11 protein-coding genes, 1 other RNA gene and 2 pseudogenes are annotated in these 15,979 nt (G+C 65.3%); 9 read left to right on the plus strand and 5 right to left on the minus strand.

The genetic code is table 11. The annotated features are described in order from the left end of the window. Positions 1-15: 15 nt before the first annotated feature. Genes glpX through OO015_RS03315 form a run of 3 tightly spaced genes read right to left on the minus strand, consistent with a single transcriptional unit; the run spans position 16 to position 5,090 of the window. Entirely contained in the window at positions 16-1,023 is a 1,008-nt protein-coding gene (glpX, locus tag OO015_RS03305; RefSeq protein WP_265939754.1) for a class II fructose-bisphosphatase, read from the minus strand. A gap of 4 nt (positions 1,024-1,027) precedes the next feature. Continuing rightward, positions 1,028-3,955 (minus strand): helicase C-terminal domain-containing protein, encoded by a 2,928-nt coding sequence (locus tag OO015_RS03310; protein ID WP_265939756.1) that lies wholly within the window; start codon positions 3,953-3,955, stop codon positions 1,028-1,030. Between the two features lie 28 nt (positions 3,956-3,983). Next, on the minus strand, positions 3,984-5,090 hold the full coding sequence (locus OO015_RS03315; RefSeq protein WP_265939758.1) for a M20/M25/M40 family metallo-hydrolase: 1,107 nt from the start codon (positions 5,088-5,090) through the stop codon (positions 3,984-3,986). A 209-nt stretch (positions 5,091-5,299) separates the two neighbouring features. Between OO015_RS03315 and sdhC the strand changes: the two genes are divergently transcribed. From sdhC to OO015_RS03340, 5 genes are read left to right on the plus strand one after another with little or no spacing between them, the layout of a single operon-like run. Then, on the plus strand, positions 5,300-5,704 hold the full coding sequence (gene sdhC / locus OO015_RS03320) for a succinate dehydrogenase, cytochrome b556 subunit (protein ID WP_265939760.1): 405 nt from the start codon (positions 5,300-5,302) through the stop codon (positions 5,702-5,704). A gap of 13 nt (positions 5,705-5,717) precedes the next feature. Continuing rightward, a complete protein-coding gene (locus OO015_RS03325; protein ID WP_265939762.1) occupies positions 5,718-6,131 on the plus strand; it encodes a succinate dehydrogenase hydrophobic membrane anchor subunit in 414 nt (137 codons plus the stop codon). 3 nt (positions 6,132-6,134) lie between these two features. Beyond that, positions 6,135-7,862 (plus strand): succinate dehydrogenase flavoprotein subunit, encoded by a 1,728-nt coding sequence (gene sdhA / locus OO015_RS03330; RefSeq protein ID WP_265939764.1) that lies wholly within the window; start codon positions 6,135-6,137, stop codon positions 7,860-7,862. A gap of 1 nt (position 7,863) precedes the next feature. Further along, positions 7,864-8,559, plus strand: coding sequence for a succinate dehydrogenase iron-sulfur subunit (locus OO015_RS03335; protein WP_265939765.1), 696 nt, complete (start codon positions 7,864-7,866; stop codon positions 8,557-8,559). A gap of 12 nt (positions 8,560-8,571) precedes the next feature. After that, complete coding sequence (locus tag OO015_RS03340; RefSeq protein WP_265939767.1) at positions 8,572-9,045, plus strand: hypothetical protein; 474 nt, start codon at positions 8,572-8,574, stop codon at positions 9,043-9,045. 65 nt (positions 9,046-9,110) lie between these two features. Here OO015_RS03340 and ffs read toward each other — a convergent pair. Beyond that, positions 9,111-9,374, minus strand: an RNA gene (gene ffs, locus OO015_RS03345) — signal recognition particle sRNA large type. Positions 9,375-9,963: 589 nt separating this feature from the next. Continuing rightward, positions 9,964-11,199 carry an ArsR/SmtB family transcription factor gene (locus tag OO015_RS03350; protein ID WP_265939769.1) on the minus strand — a complete coding sequence of 412 codons (1,236 nt, stop codon included), beginning with the start codon at positions 11,197-11,199 and terminating at the stop codon, positions 9,964-9,966. A gap of 296 nt (positions 11,200-11,495) precedes the next feature. Here OO015_RS03350 and OO015_RS03355 point away from each other — a divergent pair, with 296 nt between their 5' ends. The 4 genes and pseudogenes from OO015_RS03355 (at position 11,496) to OO015_RS14140 (ending at position 15,829) form a co-directional block, all read left to right on the plus strand. Continuing rightward, a complete protein-coding gene (locus tag OO015_RS03355) occupies positions 11,496-12,677 on the plus strand; it encodes an ABC transporter substrate-binding protein (protein ID WP_265939771.1) in 1,182 nt (393 codons plus the stop codon). 23 nt (positions 12,678-12,700) lie between these two features. After that, positions 12,701-13,402 (plus strand): annotated as a pseudogene (locus tag OO015_RS03360) (FAD-dependent oxidoreductase); the annotation flags it as partial. Between the two features lie 95 nt (positions 13,403-13,497). Further along, entirely contained in the window at positions 13,498-14,013 is a 516-nt protein-coding gene (locus tag OO015_RS03365) for an FAD-dependent oxidoreductase (RefSeq protein ID WP_323053854.1), read from the plus strand. A 260-nt stretch (positions 14,014-14,273) separates the two neighbouring features. Next, positions 14,274-15,829, plus strand: a pseudogene (locus OO015_RS14140) (4-hydroxyphenylacetate 3-hydroxylase N-terminal domain-containing protein). Positions 15,830-15,979: the final 150 nt, after the last annotated feature.

The following is a 15,979-nucleotide window of genomic DNA, read 5'->3' on the forward strand; positions in this document are numbered from 1 at the left end:
GAATCCCGCGCCCTGCTACTGTACCACAGCCCGCTCCTCGGTGTCAAACGCGACGGTCTCGTACTCCTGTACCTTCGCGAGCCGATGCTCCGCAACGATCCGGCGGATCGTTCCGCTCCGGGAACGCATGACGATCGAGTGCGTGCGCGCTCCGTTCCGCGTGAAGCGCACTCCCTCGACCAGGTCACCCGTCGTGATGCCGGTCATCGCGAAGAACACGTTGTCGGAGCGGACCAGGTCGTCAGCCGTGAACACCTTGTCGAGCTCCAGCCCCTGCTCCAGCGCGCGTCGCCGCTCGTCCTCGTCGCGTGGATACAGCGTGCACTGGATCGCCCCACCGATACACTTGAGCGCGGCAGCCGCGACCACTGCTTCCGGGGAGCCGCCGATCCCCATCAACACGTCGACACCCGACTCCGGGAACGCAGTCATGATCGCACCGGCCACATCACCGTCGGTGATCAGGCGAATGCGGGCACCGGCTCGCCGCACTTCCTCGATAAGATCCTGATGGCGGGGACGATCGAGAATGACGACGGTCAATAAGCGCACACTCATCCGCTTTGCCTCAGCGATACGGTGCAAGTTCTCGGTCGGCGACAGCCGGATATCGATCGCCTGCGCCGCCTCAGGGCCGACGGCGATCTTGTTCATGTACACGATCCCTGGCGGGTAGTACATCGACCCACGCTCGGCCAGCGCCACGACCGAAACCGCACCGGGCATGCCGTTCGCGCAGAGCCGCGTCCCGTCGATCGGGTCGACCGCGAGGTCGCCTTCCGGCGGCTCACCGGTGCCGACCTCCTCGCCGATGTAGAGCATCGGCGCCTGATCCTTTTCGCCCTCACCGATCACGACGATGCCCTTCATGTGCACCGTCGAGAGCATGCGGCGCATCGCCCGGACGGCTGCAGCGTCAGCAGCATTCTTGTCGCCGCGTCCGACCCACTGTGCTGCCGCCAGCGCGGCCGCTTCGGTCGTCCGTACCAGCTCCAACGCCAGGTTGCGATCGAGCTGCTCCATACGCCTACCTTCCTTCCGTTGCCGCGGTACTCGCTGCTAATCGCTCTTGATGGCGCGTCAACCACTCCTGCGCGAGGCGCGGAATCTGGACGATCGACGTGCGCCGGACGGTGCAGGGAGGCAAGGACTGGACGAACAGCTGACCATACCGACGGGTCACGATGCGACGGTCCAGCACGACGCACACACCGTAGTCACGCGTGCTTCTGATCAGCCGGCCGAACCCCTGCTTGAACCGGAGTACGGCCTGCGGCACCGCATACTCGTGGAAGGGATCCGCATAGGCCTCGCAGCGCGCGGCGAAGACCGGGTCGCTCGGTACCGCGAACGGGAGTTTGACGATGACGAGGACACTCAAGGCCTCGCCAGGAACGTCGACACCTTCCCAGACGGCATTCGTGCCCAGCACCACCGTCTCCGGTCGCGCCTTCAGGCGCTCGACGAGTTGCCGCGGGCTTCCGTCCAACCGCTGCCCGAGAACGAGAATCCCTTCCTGTTCGAGCGGCCGCTTGATCGCCCGGTACGCCGCCTGCAGGGCACTGTGCGACGTGAACAGGACCAGCGCCCGTCCACGCGTCACCCGCAGCAAGTTGATCAACGCTTCGCTGACCTGCCGCTGATAACCCGGTTCGCCCGGTTCAGCGACATCCTCGGCAAGACAGAGCAGCGTCGACGTCGCATAATCGAACGGCGAATCGACGACCAGCTCGTCCGCATCCGCAAGCCCCAGCTGCTGGCGGATGTACCCGAAGGAGCGATCTACCGTCAAGGTAGCCGAGGTGAGAACGCAGGTTTCGAGGCGCGAGAACAGCAGCTCGTTCAACAGGGAAGCGACTTCGAGCGGAGCCATATTGAGGCTGACGGCTGGTGGTTGGGGACGCCAGGACAACCAGTACACCCGCTCGGCACGCGGCTGGAACAGCACCTCTTGGAGCCGCTCGTGCATCTCGCGAGCACGCCGCTCGAGCACGTCCAGCTCGGTCATCAGCTCACTGAGTTCGTCACGAACCGATTCCGGGAGCTCCTCGAGGCGCAGGCTCGCCCAGTGCAGGGCCGTGACGACCGTCCGGAGGTGCGTCGTCAAGCTCTGGCCGATCTCTTCGACAGTCATCCAGGCTGTCTCATGGCGGAGCGCTTCCGTGATCCGGATTTGCCGATCGTATCCGCCGTTCTCGACCGGGTGCCGCTGGGCGATATCGCCGAGCGACAGAAACAGCGTCTCGGCCTGCTGCTGCAGCGCCTCGACACGCGGCCACCACTCGGTCAGCTTCTCGCCCAACTCCTGGGCCAGCGCCCGCGCTCGCGCTTCCGGAACCGCTGCGAGCCCTGTCCACAGCTCGCCCAGTGCACCGACGAAACGCCCCACATGATCGACCCCGAGCGTCCGGCGGATGAGCTCACGCACGTCATCGTGCGTCACTTGGAAACCGAATTGCTGCGTCGCTTCCTCGACGAGATGATGCGCCTCGTCGACGACGAGATACCGGTACGGCGGGAGTACACGACTCTCTGCGAGAAGATCCGAGAGCAGGAGCGCATGGTTCACGATGACAATGTGCGCTCCCTCCGCCGTCGCCCGCGCTCGATAGAGAAAACACTGATTCCGTCGGTGAAAGAGGCACCGGTTGGGTACGCACGCTCCTTCCGATTCCGCGACCTGTGCCCACGCCAGTTGCTCCTCGTTGCTCAGATGCAACTCGGCGCGATCGCCCGTCTCTGTCTGGGGAAGCCACGCCGTGATCTTGGCTGCGAGCAATGCCTCGGCGCGACTCTGGAAGGGCTCCCGCTGGCGCAGGAACCAGCGACGCAGGCACAAGTAATTCGCGCGGCCCTTGAGGACCGTCGCGCGGAATCGCGCTGCTCGTGCCAGCCGTGAATCCCGCTCGGCTGCAGCCTCCAGCGCGCGCCGCAGCAACGGCAAGTCCTTCGCATAGAGCTGGTCCTGCAGCGCCAGCGTTTCGGTGGAAACGACCACCGTCTCGCCGCGCTCGACCGCATGGAGGATGGCCGGCAAGAGATAGGCGAGCGACTTCCCCGTACCGGTTCCCGCCTCCACCAGCAGCTGACCGCCCTCGTTGAAAGCGCGGGTGACCGCCTCCGCCATCGCGACCTGACCGGCACGGAACTCGTAGTTCGACAAGGTGACAGCGAAGGGACCGTCCGGGCTGTACAGCCCAGCGACCCACTGCGGGTCGATGACGGGTGCCTCCCCAGTCGGTTCCAAGCGCGGCGGGCGCTCCCGCGGCAGGAGGAAGACGAGTTCCGCCGCGTGGCTGACGCCCGGCACTGTCGAACGCAGGCGTTCGGCCAGGGCACCGCCGAGCGCACCGATTCCCTGCTCGGCCAGTTCCCGGTAGATCGCCTCGAAGACGTCGGATTCGGGCAAACCGGCCTGCGCAGTGTAGTCGGCCAGGCGGCGCAACGTCTCCAGATCGTACTCGCGCAACAGATCGCACAGACCGAGAAACACTGCCATCGTCGTCTCGACATCGGCCATCGCTCGATGCTGCTGCGCGACCGAGATGCCGAGCCGGGCAGCGATACTCGCCAACGAGTACGCCGGCAGGTCCGGGAGCAAGATCGTCGCCAGCCGGAACGTATCGTAGACCGGGTTCCGCAGTTCCAGGCCCTGCGCAGCCAGCATCTGCAGATCGTAGTCGGGCGACTGCCCAACGATCGGATGGTTGCGGACGAACTGCCGGAGCCGCGGTGCAACCTGCGCGAAGGTCGGTGCACGGCGAAGATCACGCATCGTCAGGCCGGTCAGGCTCGAGACCGCGAGCGGCAAGGGGCGACGTGGCTGGACGAGCGTCTCGAACCGCTCGAGCACCTGCTCGTCGCGGAACTTGACCGCCGCCACCTCGATGATCTCGTCTCGTTCCGGATCCATTCCCGTCGCCTCGATGTCGAGCGCGACGTAGATCCGCGGCATCGTTCCGGTCACTCCTCGCTCGTTTCTGTCACGACACGGGAAACGACTCGACCAAACGGATCAGTTGGAGAAGCCCACGCTCGAGCGGTGGAAGCTCGATCGTTTCCTCGAGCGTGTGACTGCCACGCCCCCGCGTCAAACCGATGCAGATCGCCGGGATGCCCGCACCGATCGCCGCATTGGCATCGGTACTCGATGCGTCCAGGATCGGCTCGATACCCAGCTTCCGGAGAATCCGCACCGCCTGCTGCACGAGTATCGAATCGGCTGGTGTCTCCCCAGCCGGTCGCTCGCCCAAAAGCTCGATATCGACCGCGATCGAACCACAACGGTGCCGGACACAGATCGCCTCGACCGCGCGATAGAGCCGCTCCAATTCCCGCCGGTCGATCGAGCGGAGGTCGACGACCGCCTGCGCCACCGGCGCGATCGTGTTGACGGAGACGCCCCCCGCGATCGTGCCCACATTGTACGTCGTCTTGGGCACGCGCGGCACCTCGAGCTCGGTCAAAGCGCTGACGATGCGGGCCAGTTCGTGAATCGCACTCGGCGTGCCGAAATTTCCCCAGCTGTGCCCGCCAGGGCCGCGAACGACGATGCGGATACGGATCGACCCGACGGCGACATGGGTGACGCGCCCCAGGTTGTGTCCCTCGACGGCGATCACCGCACCCAGTTCCGGCCCATAGCGGTCGATGAGGGCCCGCATACCACGGAGGTTCCCGAGCCCCTCTTCACCGACATTCGCTGCCAGGATGACATCCCCGGGGAGTTCGAGCCCGCTGGCCGCGAGAAACTCCCACAACGTGAGCAGCGCCGCGACACCGAGCGCATTGTCGCCGATTCCCGGCCCCCGGATCCAGCCGTCACCGCGCTCGAAGGTGAGCGGCGTCTCGCGGGGAAAGACCGTGTCGAGATGAGCGGCCAGGAGCAGACTCTTCGCGTGCCCGCGACCGCGCCACCGCACGACCACGTTGCTCACCTCGTCCACCGTGACCTCAGCACCGCGATCGCTCAGCCATTCCGCCACGAAGCGAGCACGCTCAGCTTCTTCGAAGGTCGGCGCCGGAATCGCAGCAATCACACACGCAAGAGAGGCGACCTGTTCGACTATGTCGCTCGGCAACGTTCGCATGCATTCTTCTCCTTCTCGGATGGCGGCCAGGACACGCCGGCTCTCGCACCGGCAGTCTACCGGGAACGCACCCCTCCACGCGAATGGTTCCGGATGCGCGAACTAGCCGACTTGTGAAGAGTCTCCGCACAGCGTACACTTCCCGCAGCGACCAGGCACGCGTTCTCGTTCCCGCCTTGCTCGCCGATCGAGTATTGGGAGGCTGAGCGGTGACGACCGAGACGGCACGCGAGGTAACGAGCCGGGGGATCAGCGCGTACCGTGGGTACCGTCCCCCACCCGGGATGATTTCCTGGGCCCTCCACCGCATCACCGGGCTCGGCGTCTTGCTCTTCTTGCTGCTTCACATCGTCGATATTTTCATCGTCAATTACGGGCCGGACGCGTTCAACGAGCTCTTGTTCTTGTATCGGCACCCGGTCTTCCGCATCGGCGAGATCATCTTGGTCGCTGGTCTCTATTATCACGCCGCGAACGGCGTACGGATCATCCTGATCGACTTCTGGCCGCAGGCCTATCGCTTCGAACGAGAACTCTTCTACGGTGTCATCGCTGTCTTCCTGCTCGCATTCATTCCGACAGCGGTCCTGATGATTCGGGCCATACTGACATGACGAGGAGCGAACGATGACTGCTGTCCGGCCGCATGTGGGTCGCGAACGGCCATCAGGAGGCTTCGAACTCTTTTCGTGGTATTTCTTCCGGTTAAGCGGCCTCCTCTTGATCTTCCTGGCGATCGGGCACGTGGTTATCATGCACGTCATCAACACGGTGGACGAAATCGACTGGCAGTTCGTCGCCGATCGCTGGCACTCGCCGTTCTGGCGCGCCTATGACTGGTTGATGCTGTTCCTGGCACTCCTGCACGGTCTCAATGGGGCCCGGCTGGCGGTGGACGACTACATCCGGCCCCAGGGTTGGCGCATCCTGGCGCACTCGATCCTTTGGACGCTCGCGCTCCTCTTCCTCATCATCGGCTCGATCGCGATCCTGACCTTCGATCCGACTCGCTTCCAAGCGGTCGCACAAGCAGGGGGTTGAACGATGTATCACCGCTTCGATGCTGTCATCGTCGGTGCTGGCGGCGCTGGGCTGATGGCCGCTGCCCAGCTGGCTGGTCGTTGCAACGTCGCGGTCATCAGCAAGCTCTACCCGGTCCGTTCCCACACTGGAGCCGCCCAAGGCGGAATCGCCGCCGCGCTCGGCAACGTGGAAGAAGACCACTGGATCTGGCACATGTTCGATACCGTCAAGGGCGGTGACTACCTCGTCGACCAGGACGCTGCCGAGGTTCTGGCACGCGAGGCGATCGACGCCATTATCGAGCTCGAGCACTGGGGATTTCCCTTCAACCGCACACCGGATGGCCGCATCGACCAGCGGCGCTTCGGTGGTCATACGCGGAACTTCGGTGAAGGGCCGGTCCGGCGCGCCTGCTACGCAGCCGACCGGACCGGACACATGATCCTGCAGACACTGTACCAGACTGCGCTCAAGCGGCAGGTCACGTTCTTCGACGAGTTCATGATGCTCGACCTCCTGCTCACCGACGACGGCGTCTGCACCGGCGTGGTCGCGATGGACATCGAGACGGGCGAGATCCACGTCTTCCACGCCAAGGCCGTCCTGCTGGCCACCGGCGGCTTCGGCCGGGTGTACAAGGTCACCAGCAACGCCCTCGCTGCGACCGGCGATGGCGACGCCATCGCCTTCCGCCGGGGAATCCCGCTCGAGGACATGGAGTTCTACCAGTTCCACCCGACCGGCATCTACAAGATGGGCATTCTCCTCTCCGAAGCTTGCCGCGGCGAGGGAGGCATCCTCCGCAACGGTCTCGGGGAGCGGTTCATGGAGCGCTACGCACCGACGCTCCTCGACCTCGCCCCGCGCGACATGGTCTCGCGCGCCATCTACCAGGAGATCCGGGCTGGTCGGGGCGTGGACGGCAAGGACTACGTCTGGCTCGATCTCACTCACCTGCCGGCCGATGTGATCGAGACGAAGCTTCCCGACATCACCGACTTCGTGCGGACGTACCTCGGTCTCGATCCGGTGAAGGATCTCATCCCGATCCAACCCACGGCGCACTATGCGATGGGCGGGCTCCCGACCGACGTCGACGGTCGGGTGACGGTCGACGCGCAGAACACTCCGATCCCGGGACTCTACGCCGCCGGCGAGTGCGCCTGCGTCAGTGTGCATGGGGCGAACCGGCTCGGTACCAATTCACTCGTCGACCTGGTCGTCTTCGGCCGGCGGGCCGGGCGACACATGCTCCAGTTCGTCCGGGAGAACGACTTCCACCCGCTGCCGAAGGAACCGGACTACCGTGCCCGCGCCGAGGTCGAGTGGATCCTCGAGAACGAGGGGAACGAGCGCGTCGCCCAGATCCGTGCCGAGCTGCAGGAAGCGATGATGACCGATGCCGGTGTCTTCCGGACAGGGGATGGCCTCAAGCGCCTCCAGCAGAAGCTCGGCGAACTCCGCAACCGCTACACCCGGATCCGGATCGACGACAAGAGCCGGACGTTCAACATGGAACTCGTCGAGGCACTGGAGCTCGGATTCCTCCTCGACTGCGCTGAAGCGATCGCTGCGTCCGCGCTCGCCCGGGAGGAGAGCCGGGGCGCGCATTATCGGGAGGATTTCCCGGTACGCGATGACGCCAACTGGCTCAAGCACACCTTGATCACGCGGACGTCCGGCGGTCTGCAACTCTCCTACAAGCCGGTCGTGATCACCCGGTTCGAGCCGAAGGAGCGGGTGTACTGAGATGCAGGTGACGGTACGCGTCCAGCGGTTCAATCCCGAGAAGGACACCAAGCCCTACTACCAGGAGTACACGGTCGAAGTCGAGCCGACCGATCGGGTCCTCGATGCCCTGAACGCCATCAAGTGGTACCACGACGGGACGCTCACGTTCCGGCGCAGCTGCGCGCACGGCGTGTGCGGGTCCGATGCCATGCGGATCAACGGGCGCAATCGGCTGGCCTGTAAGGTCCTCATCAAAGACCTCGGTCCGAAGATCACGGTCGAGCCCTTGCTCGGCTTTCGCATCATCCGCGATCTCGTCGTCGACATGGAGCCCTTCTTCGCCCAGTACCGGGCCGTGATGCCCTACTTGATCAACGACGAGCCACCACCGGTACGCGAGCGCCTGCAGTCACCAGAAGAGCGTGAGCGCTACGACGATACGACGAAGTGCATCCTCTGTGCCTGCTGCACCTCGGCGTGCCCGATCTTCTGGACTACGGAGTGGCTGGGGCCAGCTGCCATCGTCAACGCGCATCGTTTCCTCTTCGACTCGCGCGATCGCGCGACCGAGGAGCGCCTGGCGATCCTCAACCAGAAGTTCGGCGTCTGGCGCTGTCGGACGATCTTCAACTGCACGGAGGCGTGCCCGCGCGGTATCCAGGTGACCAACGCGATCGAACAGGTCAAGCGGCGGATCCTCTTCGAGGAAAGCTGACGGGGGCACGGCATGCGCAACCCGTTCGATTGGGACTATCTCACAGCTCCGCTCTGGCAGACGCCCACCTGGGGCCCCTTTTCGATCGCCTTCGTGACGGTGTACGTCATCGGTTTTCTCGCGTGCTTGTGGATCTACAATGATCCGCGACGTCTCATTCGCAAACGCGACCCGCTCCTTGCCGAATTTCTCCAGCGGATCGCTGGCTGGGGACTCGCGGTCTTCGGCGTTGGTCTCTTCTTCTTCCTCTTCCGGCTCGGTCGGATCAGCGCCTTCAATCTCTCCATGCGCATTTGGCTCTACCTGTCGGCGCTCTCGTTCCTCGTCTGGCTGCTCTACGCTGGACACGTTCTCTACCGTGTCTACCGGCCACTGGCACGACAGCGCCAGGAGGAGCTCCGCCGCAAGCAATACGCGCGAATCCCGAAGCGCGCCGCACGTCGCCTCCCTCGGGCGGAGCCACCGGCGGCCAAGCAGTCCCGCTGAACGAAGAACTGCCGAAACGAACGGGCTGCCCTGGCTTCAACCAGGGCAGCCCGACGGAAAATGGACCGTGCACCCTCCGTCGATCACGGCCCTCCAGCTTGCACTGGACCCGCCGGCTCCGGCTAGGCACTCCCACGTCGCCCGAGGGTGACCGCTTATGGCTGCTGCCTTCCGGCCCTGACCAGGTTCACGGCCCCTCGCCGCGTGGGACCCGGCCATCCACGCCACGTGGTCCAGGCAGTCCCACAGGACCGGACCTCGGGAGGGGATTCAGCCCCGCTCAAGCGGATCGCGGGTACAGGGCACCGCTAGCTCCCCGCCTAGCACGGTCCAACAGTGAGTATACCGATCCGCAGCCCGCGATCGCAATCGGCTCGGACGCACCAGCCCCGCCAGATGTGGTACACCCCAGCCACGGCGTTATTCGAGACCAGGGACGATCGGCGCCGCGCCGAGTGCACGACCGCACTCCGTACCTTCCGGCTAGAGAGACCGCGTTCCCAACGGTTGACACGCTGGTGTCGCCGCGTTATCATGGTATTCGGCACCCGTACGTACATCGTTCGGACGGGGCAGAAAGAGCGCAGCGCGGTTCTTCCGTTCTGTCTGTTCTCCAAGATCGACCACTTCTCCCTCCCTCCCTGTACCTGGGGCCGTCGGACGACGGCCCCGTTCTCACCGGCGATGCGCCCTGCCACGCTCCAACAGAGACAGGGGCGGTGCGCAACGCCACCGCCCCTGTCCCCTAAAAAAGACGAAGGGGACTGACGTCCCCGTCGTCACACGGGCCGATCGCCGAAGGAGGGCGATCACAGTCCGACCGTGGCCGAGACCGGCCGGACTGGGTGCGGGTCATCGAGGGGTACGCGATCCCGCAACGGGACCGCGGTAGGGGGCAGACAGAGGAATCGCCTGGCCTCACTCGACGGCGGAGTGAGGTGGCTTGTCCTCGGCCAGCAGCGACCGACCCGCGGCGTGCGACACCAGGGCCGCACGCGACCCGTTTGATTTGTCCTGTTCGGCCGAGTTCCGTTCGACCGAACCGATCCGCTCCAGCTCCTCGGCGATCTGCCGAAGTCGCTGGGAGTTGATCGCGTAGTACTTCATCCCGTTGGCAGGCCGGACCGTCACGATTCCAGCAGCCTCCAGCATCGCCAGATGACGCGACACGGCCGACTGACTGATGCCCAGCATGCCAACGATCTCCTGAGCGTACCGTTCGCCGTTGCGCAAGAACTCGATGATGCGCAACCGGGTCCCGTCACCGAGCGCCCGCAGACCGGGCAAGAGATCGGGCGAGATGACCGATTCCGGCTCCGGCTGCGTCGCGGCGCTAGTCCGCTGGCAGTTAAAGTACAGAATCAGTTCCGGCGGGTACAGGATGAACTGCACGAAATTGCCCAGGTAGTAAGACGGGCAGAACGTCACCCGCTCGACCCGCGGCAGCGCGAGCTGCACCTCCTCCGGCAGCCGGTGGCCGCTCAATTCCTCGAAGGCCGTCGCCACGCTCGAGAAGGTCGTCGCTCGTGCTTGCCGGACAGCCCGCCGCATGACCGGCAGGACTCGCTCGAACTCCGCCGCGTAGAGTTCTCGCCAGAACCGCTCCAGCAAACGAACGGTCCGCTCTTTGAGCTGTTCAGGTGCCAGGACGAGCCGGACGACCTCGTCCAGATCCGCCCGCGTGATCCCAGGCTCGAAGAACGCTCGCCACACTGCCGGATCGTCCGTCTCGGGTGGCGCCTCGAGCGCCCCGCGATCGAGGTAGACCCGCAGCATGGACTGGATCGCCATGCTCCGGTAGGCCCAGGCCGGGAGCCGCTGCAAATGGGACAGAAACTCCTCGAACCCCGCCTCGCGGTGTTCGGGCCGGAACGGATCGAACGACATCAACAGTTCTTCGACGTAATACAACAGCCGGCCCGAGAACCCGAGCAGCGTGTCGAGATCATGCTCCCATTCGCTACCGAGCGCCTTCCGCGCTTCGACCAGCCAACGCTCGAACCGGCGCGCATCAGTCGCTCGAAAGACCAGCGAGATGACCGAGGTCAAATCGAGCGGAACCGATATTGCGACCTCGAGCTTGAGCGCCGGCCGGCCTACCAGCAACTCACCCATCGTTCCGCTGGCCCGGCCTCCTCGATATCGCGATATCACGATAGCATGGTCTCCCTCTCGTGTCAACCCTTCCGAGCGGAACGCCGCTGCTCCCGGTCTCCACTCCGTCTCCGCCGCGGGAACGAGCACGATTTTCTCTTCTTTCATTCGGTGCGTCGAGCGGCACACATGAGTCGTCGGTATCTCCCCGCCCCGTGCGGGATCAGCGGCCCAAACCTTCGCAGGGCACCGATCGCCGCGTATACTCGTCGGCGTTCGGCCGAACGGGAGAACGGCCGGATGTCGAAAGACTCGGTTCGAGCGCGTACTCGAAAAGGGAAGGGTAGGAACGTTCGATGGAGCGCATGACCCGACGGCGATGGCTCGGTCTCGTCATGGGCACGGTGACCGTCTCGGCGAGTGCACTCCTCGCCAGTTGCGGCGGCACGGGGAGCACACCGACACCGACCACTGCCGCCACACCGACACCGCCGGCAGCGGCTGCCTCACCGACCGCCACCGCCGCAGCGACCGCGACCACTGGCGCAGCCACCCCGACCGTCGCTATCGCCACTCCGACGACCGCAGCCGCGAGCACCGTCAAGGCGCGCATCGCCTTGACCGCGAGCGATGCCGCTTTCCTGATCGCGCTCGATCAGGGGCTCTTCAAAGCTGCTGGCATCACCGTCGACCTGATTACCGCAACGCTCGACCCCGGTCAGGCGATCTCCCTTCTCGGAGCTGGCCAGCTCGATCTCGTCGGTGGGGGCATCAGCGCTGCTCTCGTCAACGGCATCAAGCAAGGGGTCGCCCTCAAGATCGTCGTCGCCGAGACCGTGATCACCGAAGACTTCGGAAACTACCACGTCATCGGCGTCTCCAAGTCGCTCTGGGACTCCGGCGAGGTTCGCTCGGTCGCTGACCTGCGCGGCAAGTCGATCGCGCTGGTGACGAGTTCCGGTGGCGATGTGCTGGAAACCAAGAAGGTCTTGGCCCAGCATGGGCTGACGCTCGACGACGTCCAAGTACAGACACTTCGGGCACCGGACGTTCCCGCCGCCCTCCAGAACGCCGCTGTCGCCGCCGGATTCCTGATCGAGCCGTACGTGACGATCGCATTGGAGCAGCTCGGTGCCGCAGTCGCGTTAGTCGACGGGCAGGCGATCGCACAAGCAGCCGGCATCGGCCTCCCGATCAACGTCCTCTCCTTCGGCCCGCGGCTCCTCGACGACCGATCGCTCGCCGTCGCGTTCCTCGCTGCCTATCTGCGCGGTGTCGCTTGGTACTACGAACGGATCGGCGATACCGCTCGCCGGCAGGAGATCGCCGAGGTACTCAAGAAGTACACGCCGCTCAAGGACGACCAGCTCTACGCCCGCATGACTTGGCCGCCGATCGCGCGCGACGGTCGCTTCGATCCTAAATTCCTCGACGAGTATCAGGCCTTGTGGATCGAACGCGGCCAGATCAAGGAAACACTGCCGGTGGACGAGCTGGTGGACTTCAGTTATCTCGACGAAGCAGCTCGCCAGGTTTGAGGCACCGACGTGAGGGATGCTCGATGACCCTGCCGATCGGCACGCGCACCGAACGCCGCACGACAGTCGACCCGGTCACGATCGAAGCCGATCTCTGCGTGGTCGGTGCCGGAATGAGCGGTGTGGCCTGTGCCGTCACAGCAGCACGGCTCGGCCGACGCGTCGCGCTCCTCGACGCAGCCCCCTGGGTTGGTGGTCAGGCGGTCGGCGTCCCGATCGGCACCATCGCTGGTCTCTTCAGCTGCGGTCCGCGCGAGGAGCAGCGACTCCTTTCACCCCTTTTTAGTGAGGAGCTGATCCGGCGTCTCGAGGAGCGCAATGCGACGTGGCCGATGTACTCGCGTCGGGCACGCACGCTCATCCTGGTCTACGACGAAGCCGAACTCGAGCGCATCTTCGAGATGCTGCTCGTCGAAGCCGGTGTGCGGATCGTGCCAGGCACGGTCGCAGTCGCAGTCGAACGCGCAGGAGATCGCATCGTGGCGGTCGCCTGCGCGACCCGCTTCGGCCCCTTGGTCGTCCGAGCCCCGCTCTTCGTCGACGCCTCGGGCGACGCCGTCCTGAGCTGGCTGGCCGGAGCCCCCTACCGCGTCAGCGATCCACCCGTCTACGGAACGCAAATGGCCGTCCTCGAGCACGTCGCGTTGCCAGCCGATGAGGACGCGACGGCGATCGCACGCCGTGCCGAAGAACTCCTGCGGACGTACGCTGACCGCTACGGGTTGACCCGCCTCGAATCGCGCGTCTTCCTCCTCCCGCAGCGCGGTCTCGCCATCCTCAATGCGACCCACCTGCCGACGCCGCTCCATCCGGTCGCCTTCTGGGGGCAGCCTGGCCGGCTCGCGCCGAGGCCGAGCGTGCAGCCCAGCTCCTCCGTGATCAGTTTCCCAGCGTGTTCGGACATGCTCGCCTTCGCCGGCTGGGCTATCCTGGCATCCGGCAGACACGCACCATCGTCGGCCGGACGAGTCTGAGCGCGGACGACATCCTCGCTGGGCGACGTTTTCCGGACGCGATCGCCCGCGCCGCCTGGCCGGTCGAATTGCATGACTCGGCCGCCGACTACCGCTGGCAACCGCTGCCGGACAGCCACTCCTACACCGTCCCGTACGGTGCACTGCTTCCGGCGGAACTCAGCAATGTCCTCGCGGTCGGCCGTTGCATCGACGCCGATCCAGTCGCCCTCTCGAGCGTGCGCGTGATGGGTCCCTGCGCTGCCATGGGCGTCGCAGCTGCGCACGCCGCTGATCTGGCGCTGCTGAGCGGACGAGACTTCGCAACCGTCGATATCGCCTCCCTGCAGCGACGCCTCGCTCCCAACCTCGGCGACAGCTGAATCCTTCCGCCGCGACAGCGAACAGCGCGCCCGAATCTGCCCGATTTTGTTCTATTCGGCCCTCGCTGACCGCTTTCTGTGCGCTGAGAGTTCATCGCTGAAGCACCACTTTCGATCGTTTCGGCATATCTCCGACGCCTTGGTTCAGGATATCGGAACTTTCCTCTTGCGGAAGTGATCTGACCACCCGTACACTACACAACGGGACCCGCCGGAAAAGCGAGCGCGTGCGGAGGACGAGTAGGCCGCGGAGGTGCAGCATGGCACAGACGGTCGCAACGCGGCCGTTCACCGGCGAGGAATACCTCGAAAGCCTGCGGGACGGACGCGAGGTCTACGTCTACGGTGAGCGCGTCACGGACGTGACGACCCATCCGGCGTTCCGCAATGCCGCCCGCATGGTCGCCCGCCTCTACGACGCCTTGCACGACCCAGCCAAGAAGGACATCCTCACCGTCGAGACCGATACCGGCAACGGTGGCTTCACCCATCCCTTCTTCCGCGCCCCCGCTCGGTCGAGGACCTCGTCAAGGCCCGCGACGCCATCGCCGAGTGGGCCCGCATGACCTACGGGTGGCTCGGGCGCAGCCCCGACTACAAGGCGAGCTTCCTCGGCACGCTCGGCGCCAACGCCCCCTTCTACGAGCCGTTCAGCGAGAACGCCCGCCGCTGGTACCGGCTCGGCCAGGAGCGCGTCCTCTACTGGAACCACGCCATCGTCAACCCGCCCGTCGACCGCAACCGCCCGCCCGACGAGGTGGGTGACGTCTACATGCACGTCGAGCGGGAGACCGACGGCGGGATCTCCGTCTCGGGCGCCAAGGTGGTCGCCACCGGCTCGGTCTTGACGCACTACAACTTCATCGCCCACTACGGCCCCTTGCCGATCAAGGACAAGAAGTTCGCCCTCATCTTCACCGTCCCGATGGATGCACCGGGCGTCAAGCTCATCAGCCGGCCGAGCTACGAGTACACGGCCGCCGTCATGGGGAGCCCCTGGGACTACCCGCTCTCCAGCCGCCTCGACGAGAACGACGCCGTCTTCATCGTCGACCACGTCTTCGTCCCCTGGGAGAACGTCTTCGTCTACGGGGACGTGGAGAAGGTGAACACTTTCTTCCCGGCCTCGGGGTTCATCCCGCGCTTCACCTTCCACGGCTGCACCCGCTTTGCCGTCAAGCTCGACTTCATCGCCGGGGTGCTCCTCAAGGCGATCGCGACGACCGGCGTCAAGGACTACCGCGGCGTCCAGGCCCGGGTCGGCGAGGTGATCGCCTGGCGCAACCTCTTCTGGGCCATCACCGACGCCATGGCCCGCAACCCGATCCCCTGGACGGACGGCTACGTGCACCCGAACCTCGAATACGGTATGGCCTACCGCGTGCTGGCACCGACCGCCTGGTCGCGCGTCCGCCAGATCATTCTCGACAATGTCGCGAGCGGCCTCATCTACATCCCCAGCCATGCCCTGGACTTCCAGAACCCGGCCGAGCGCCCCTACCTCGAGAAGTACGTGCGGGGCAGTGGCGGGGTCGATGCCCACGACCGGGTCAAGCTCATGAAGCTCCTCTACGACGCGACGATCTCGGAGTTCGCCGGTCGCCACGAACTCTACGAACGCAACTACGCCGGGAACCACGAGAACATCCGCTTGGAGACGCTCATCGTCGCCGAGGCGGTCGGTGCCGCCGAGCGGATGCGGGGGCTGGCCGAGCAGTGCATGGCCGAGTATGACCTGGAGGGTTGGCTGGTACCGGACCTGGTCAACAACGACGATGTGAGCTGGGTCCTCCAGCGCTTCCGCGAACAGCAGTGACCGGGAGCGGAGCCGGACGCACGGTTCTGGCGGGTCTCCCGTGCGTCCGGCTGTCCCGGTGGAGGAGGACGAGGCCGGGCGAAGGGGTCGGCACCCCCGCGGGCAGAGACGCCCAAGGAGTCGGTCAGCAGGAGACTGCAGTGGGAGGGA

Origin of the sequence: Thermomicrobium sp. 4228-Ro (assembly GCF_026241205.1) — a bacterium.
GTDB lineage: Bacteria > Chloroflexota > Chloroflexia > Thermomicrobiales > Thermomicrobiaceae > Thermomicrobium.

Bases quoted from the DNA above. Each gene is read 5' to 3' on its own strand.
- glpX (WP_265939754.1), bottom strand. From the start codon at position 1,023: ATGGAGCAGCTCGATCGCAACCTGGCGTTGGAGCTGGTACGGACGACC.
- OO015_RS03310 (WP_265939756.1), bottom strand. From the start codon at position 3,955: ATGCCGCGGATCTACGTCGCGCTCGACATCGAGGCGACGGGAATGGAT.
- OO015_RS03315 (WP_265939758.1), bottom strand. From the start codon at position 5,090: ATGCGAACGTTGCCGAGCGACATAGTCGAACAGGTCGCCTCTCTTGCG.
- OO015_RS03325 (WP_265939762.1), top strand. From the start codon at position 5,718: ATGACTGCTGTCCGGCCGCATGTGGGTCGCGAACGGCCATCAGGAGGC.
- sdhA (WP_265939764.1), top strand. From the start codon at position 6,135: ATGTATCACCGCTTCGATGCTGTCATCGTCGGTGCTGGCGGCGCTGGG.
- OO015_RS03335 (WP_265939765.1), top strand. From the start codon at position 7,864: ATGCAGGTGACGGTACGCGTCCAGCGGTTCAATCCCGAGAAGGACACC.
- OO015_RS03340 (WP_265939767.1), top strand. From the start codon at position 8,572: ATGCGCAACCCGTTCGATTGGGACTATCTCACAGCTCCGCTCTGGCAG.
- OO015_RS03355 (WP_265939771.1), top strand. From the start codon at position 11,496: ATGGAGCGCATGACCCGACGGCGATGGCTCGGTCTCGTCATGGGCACG.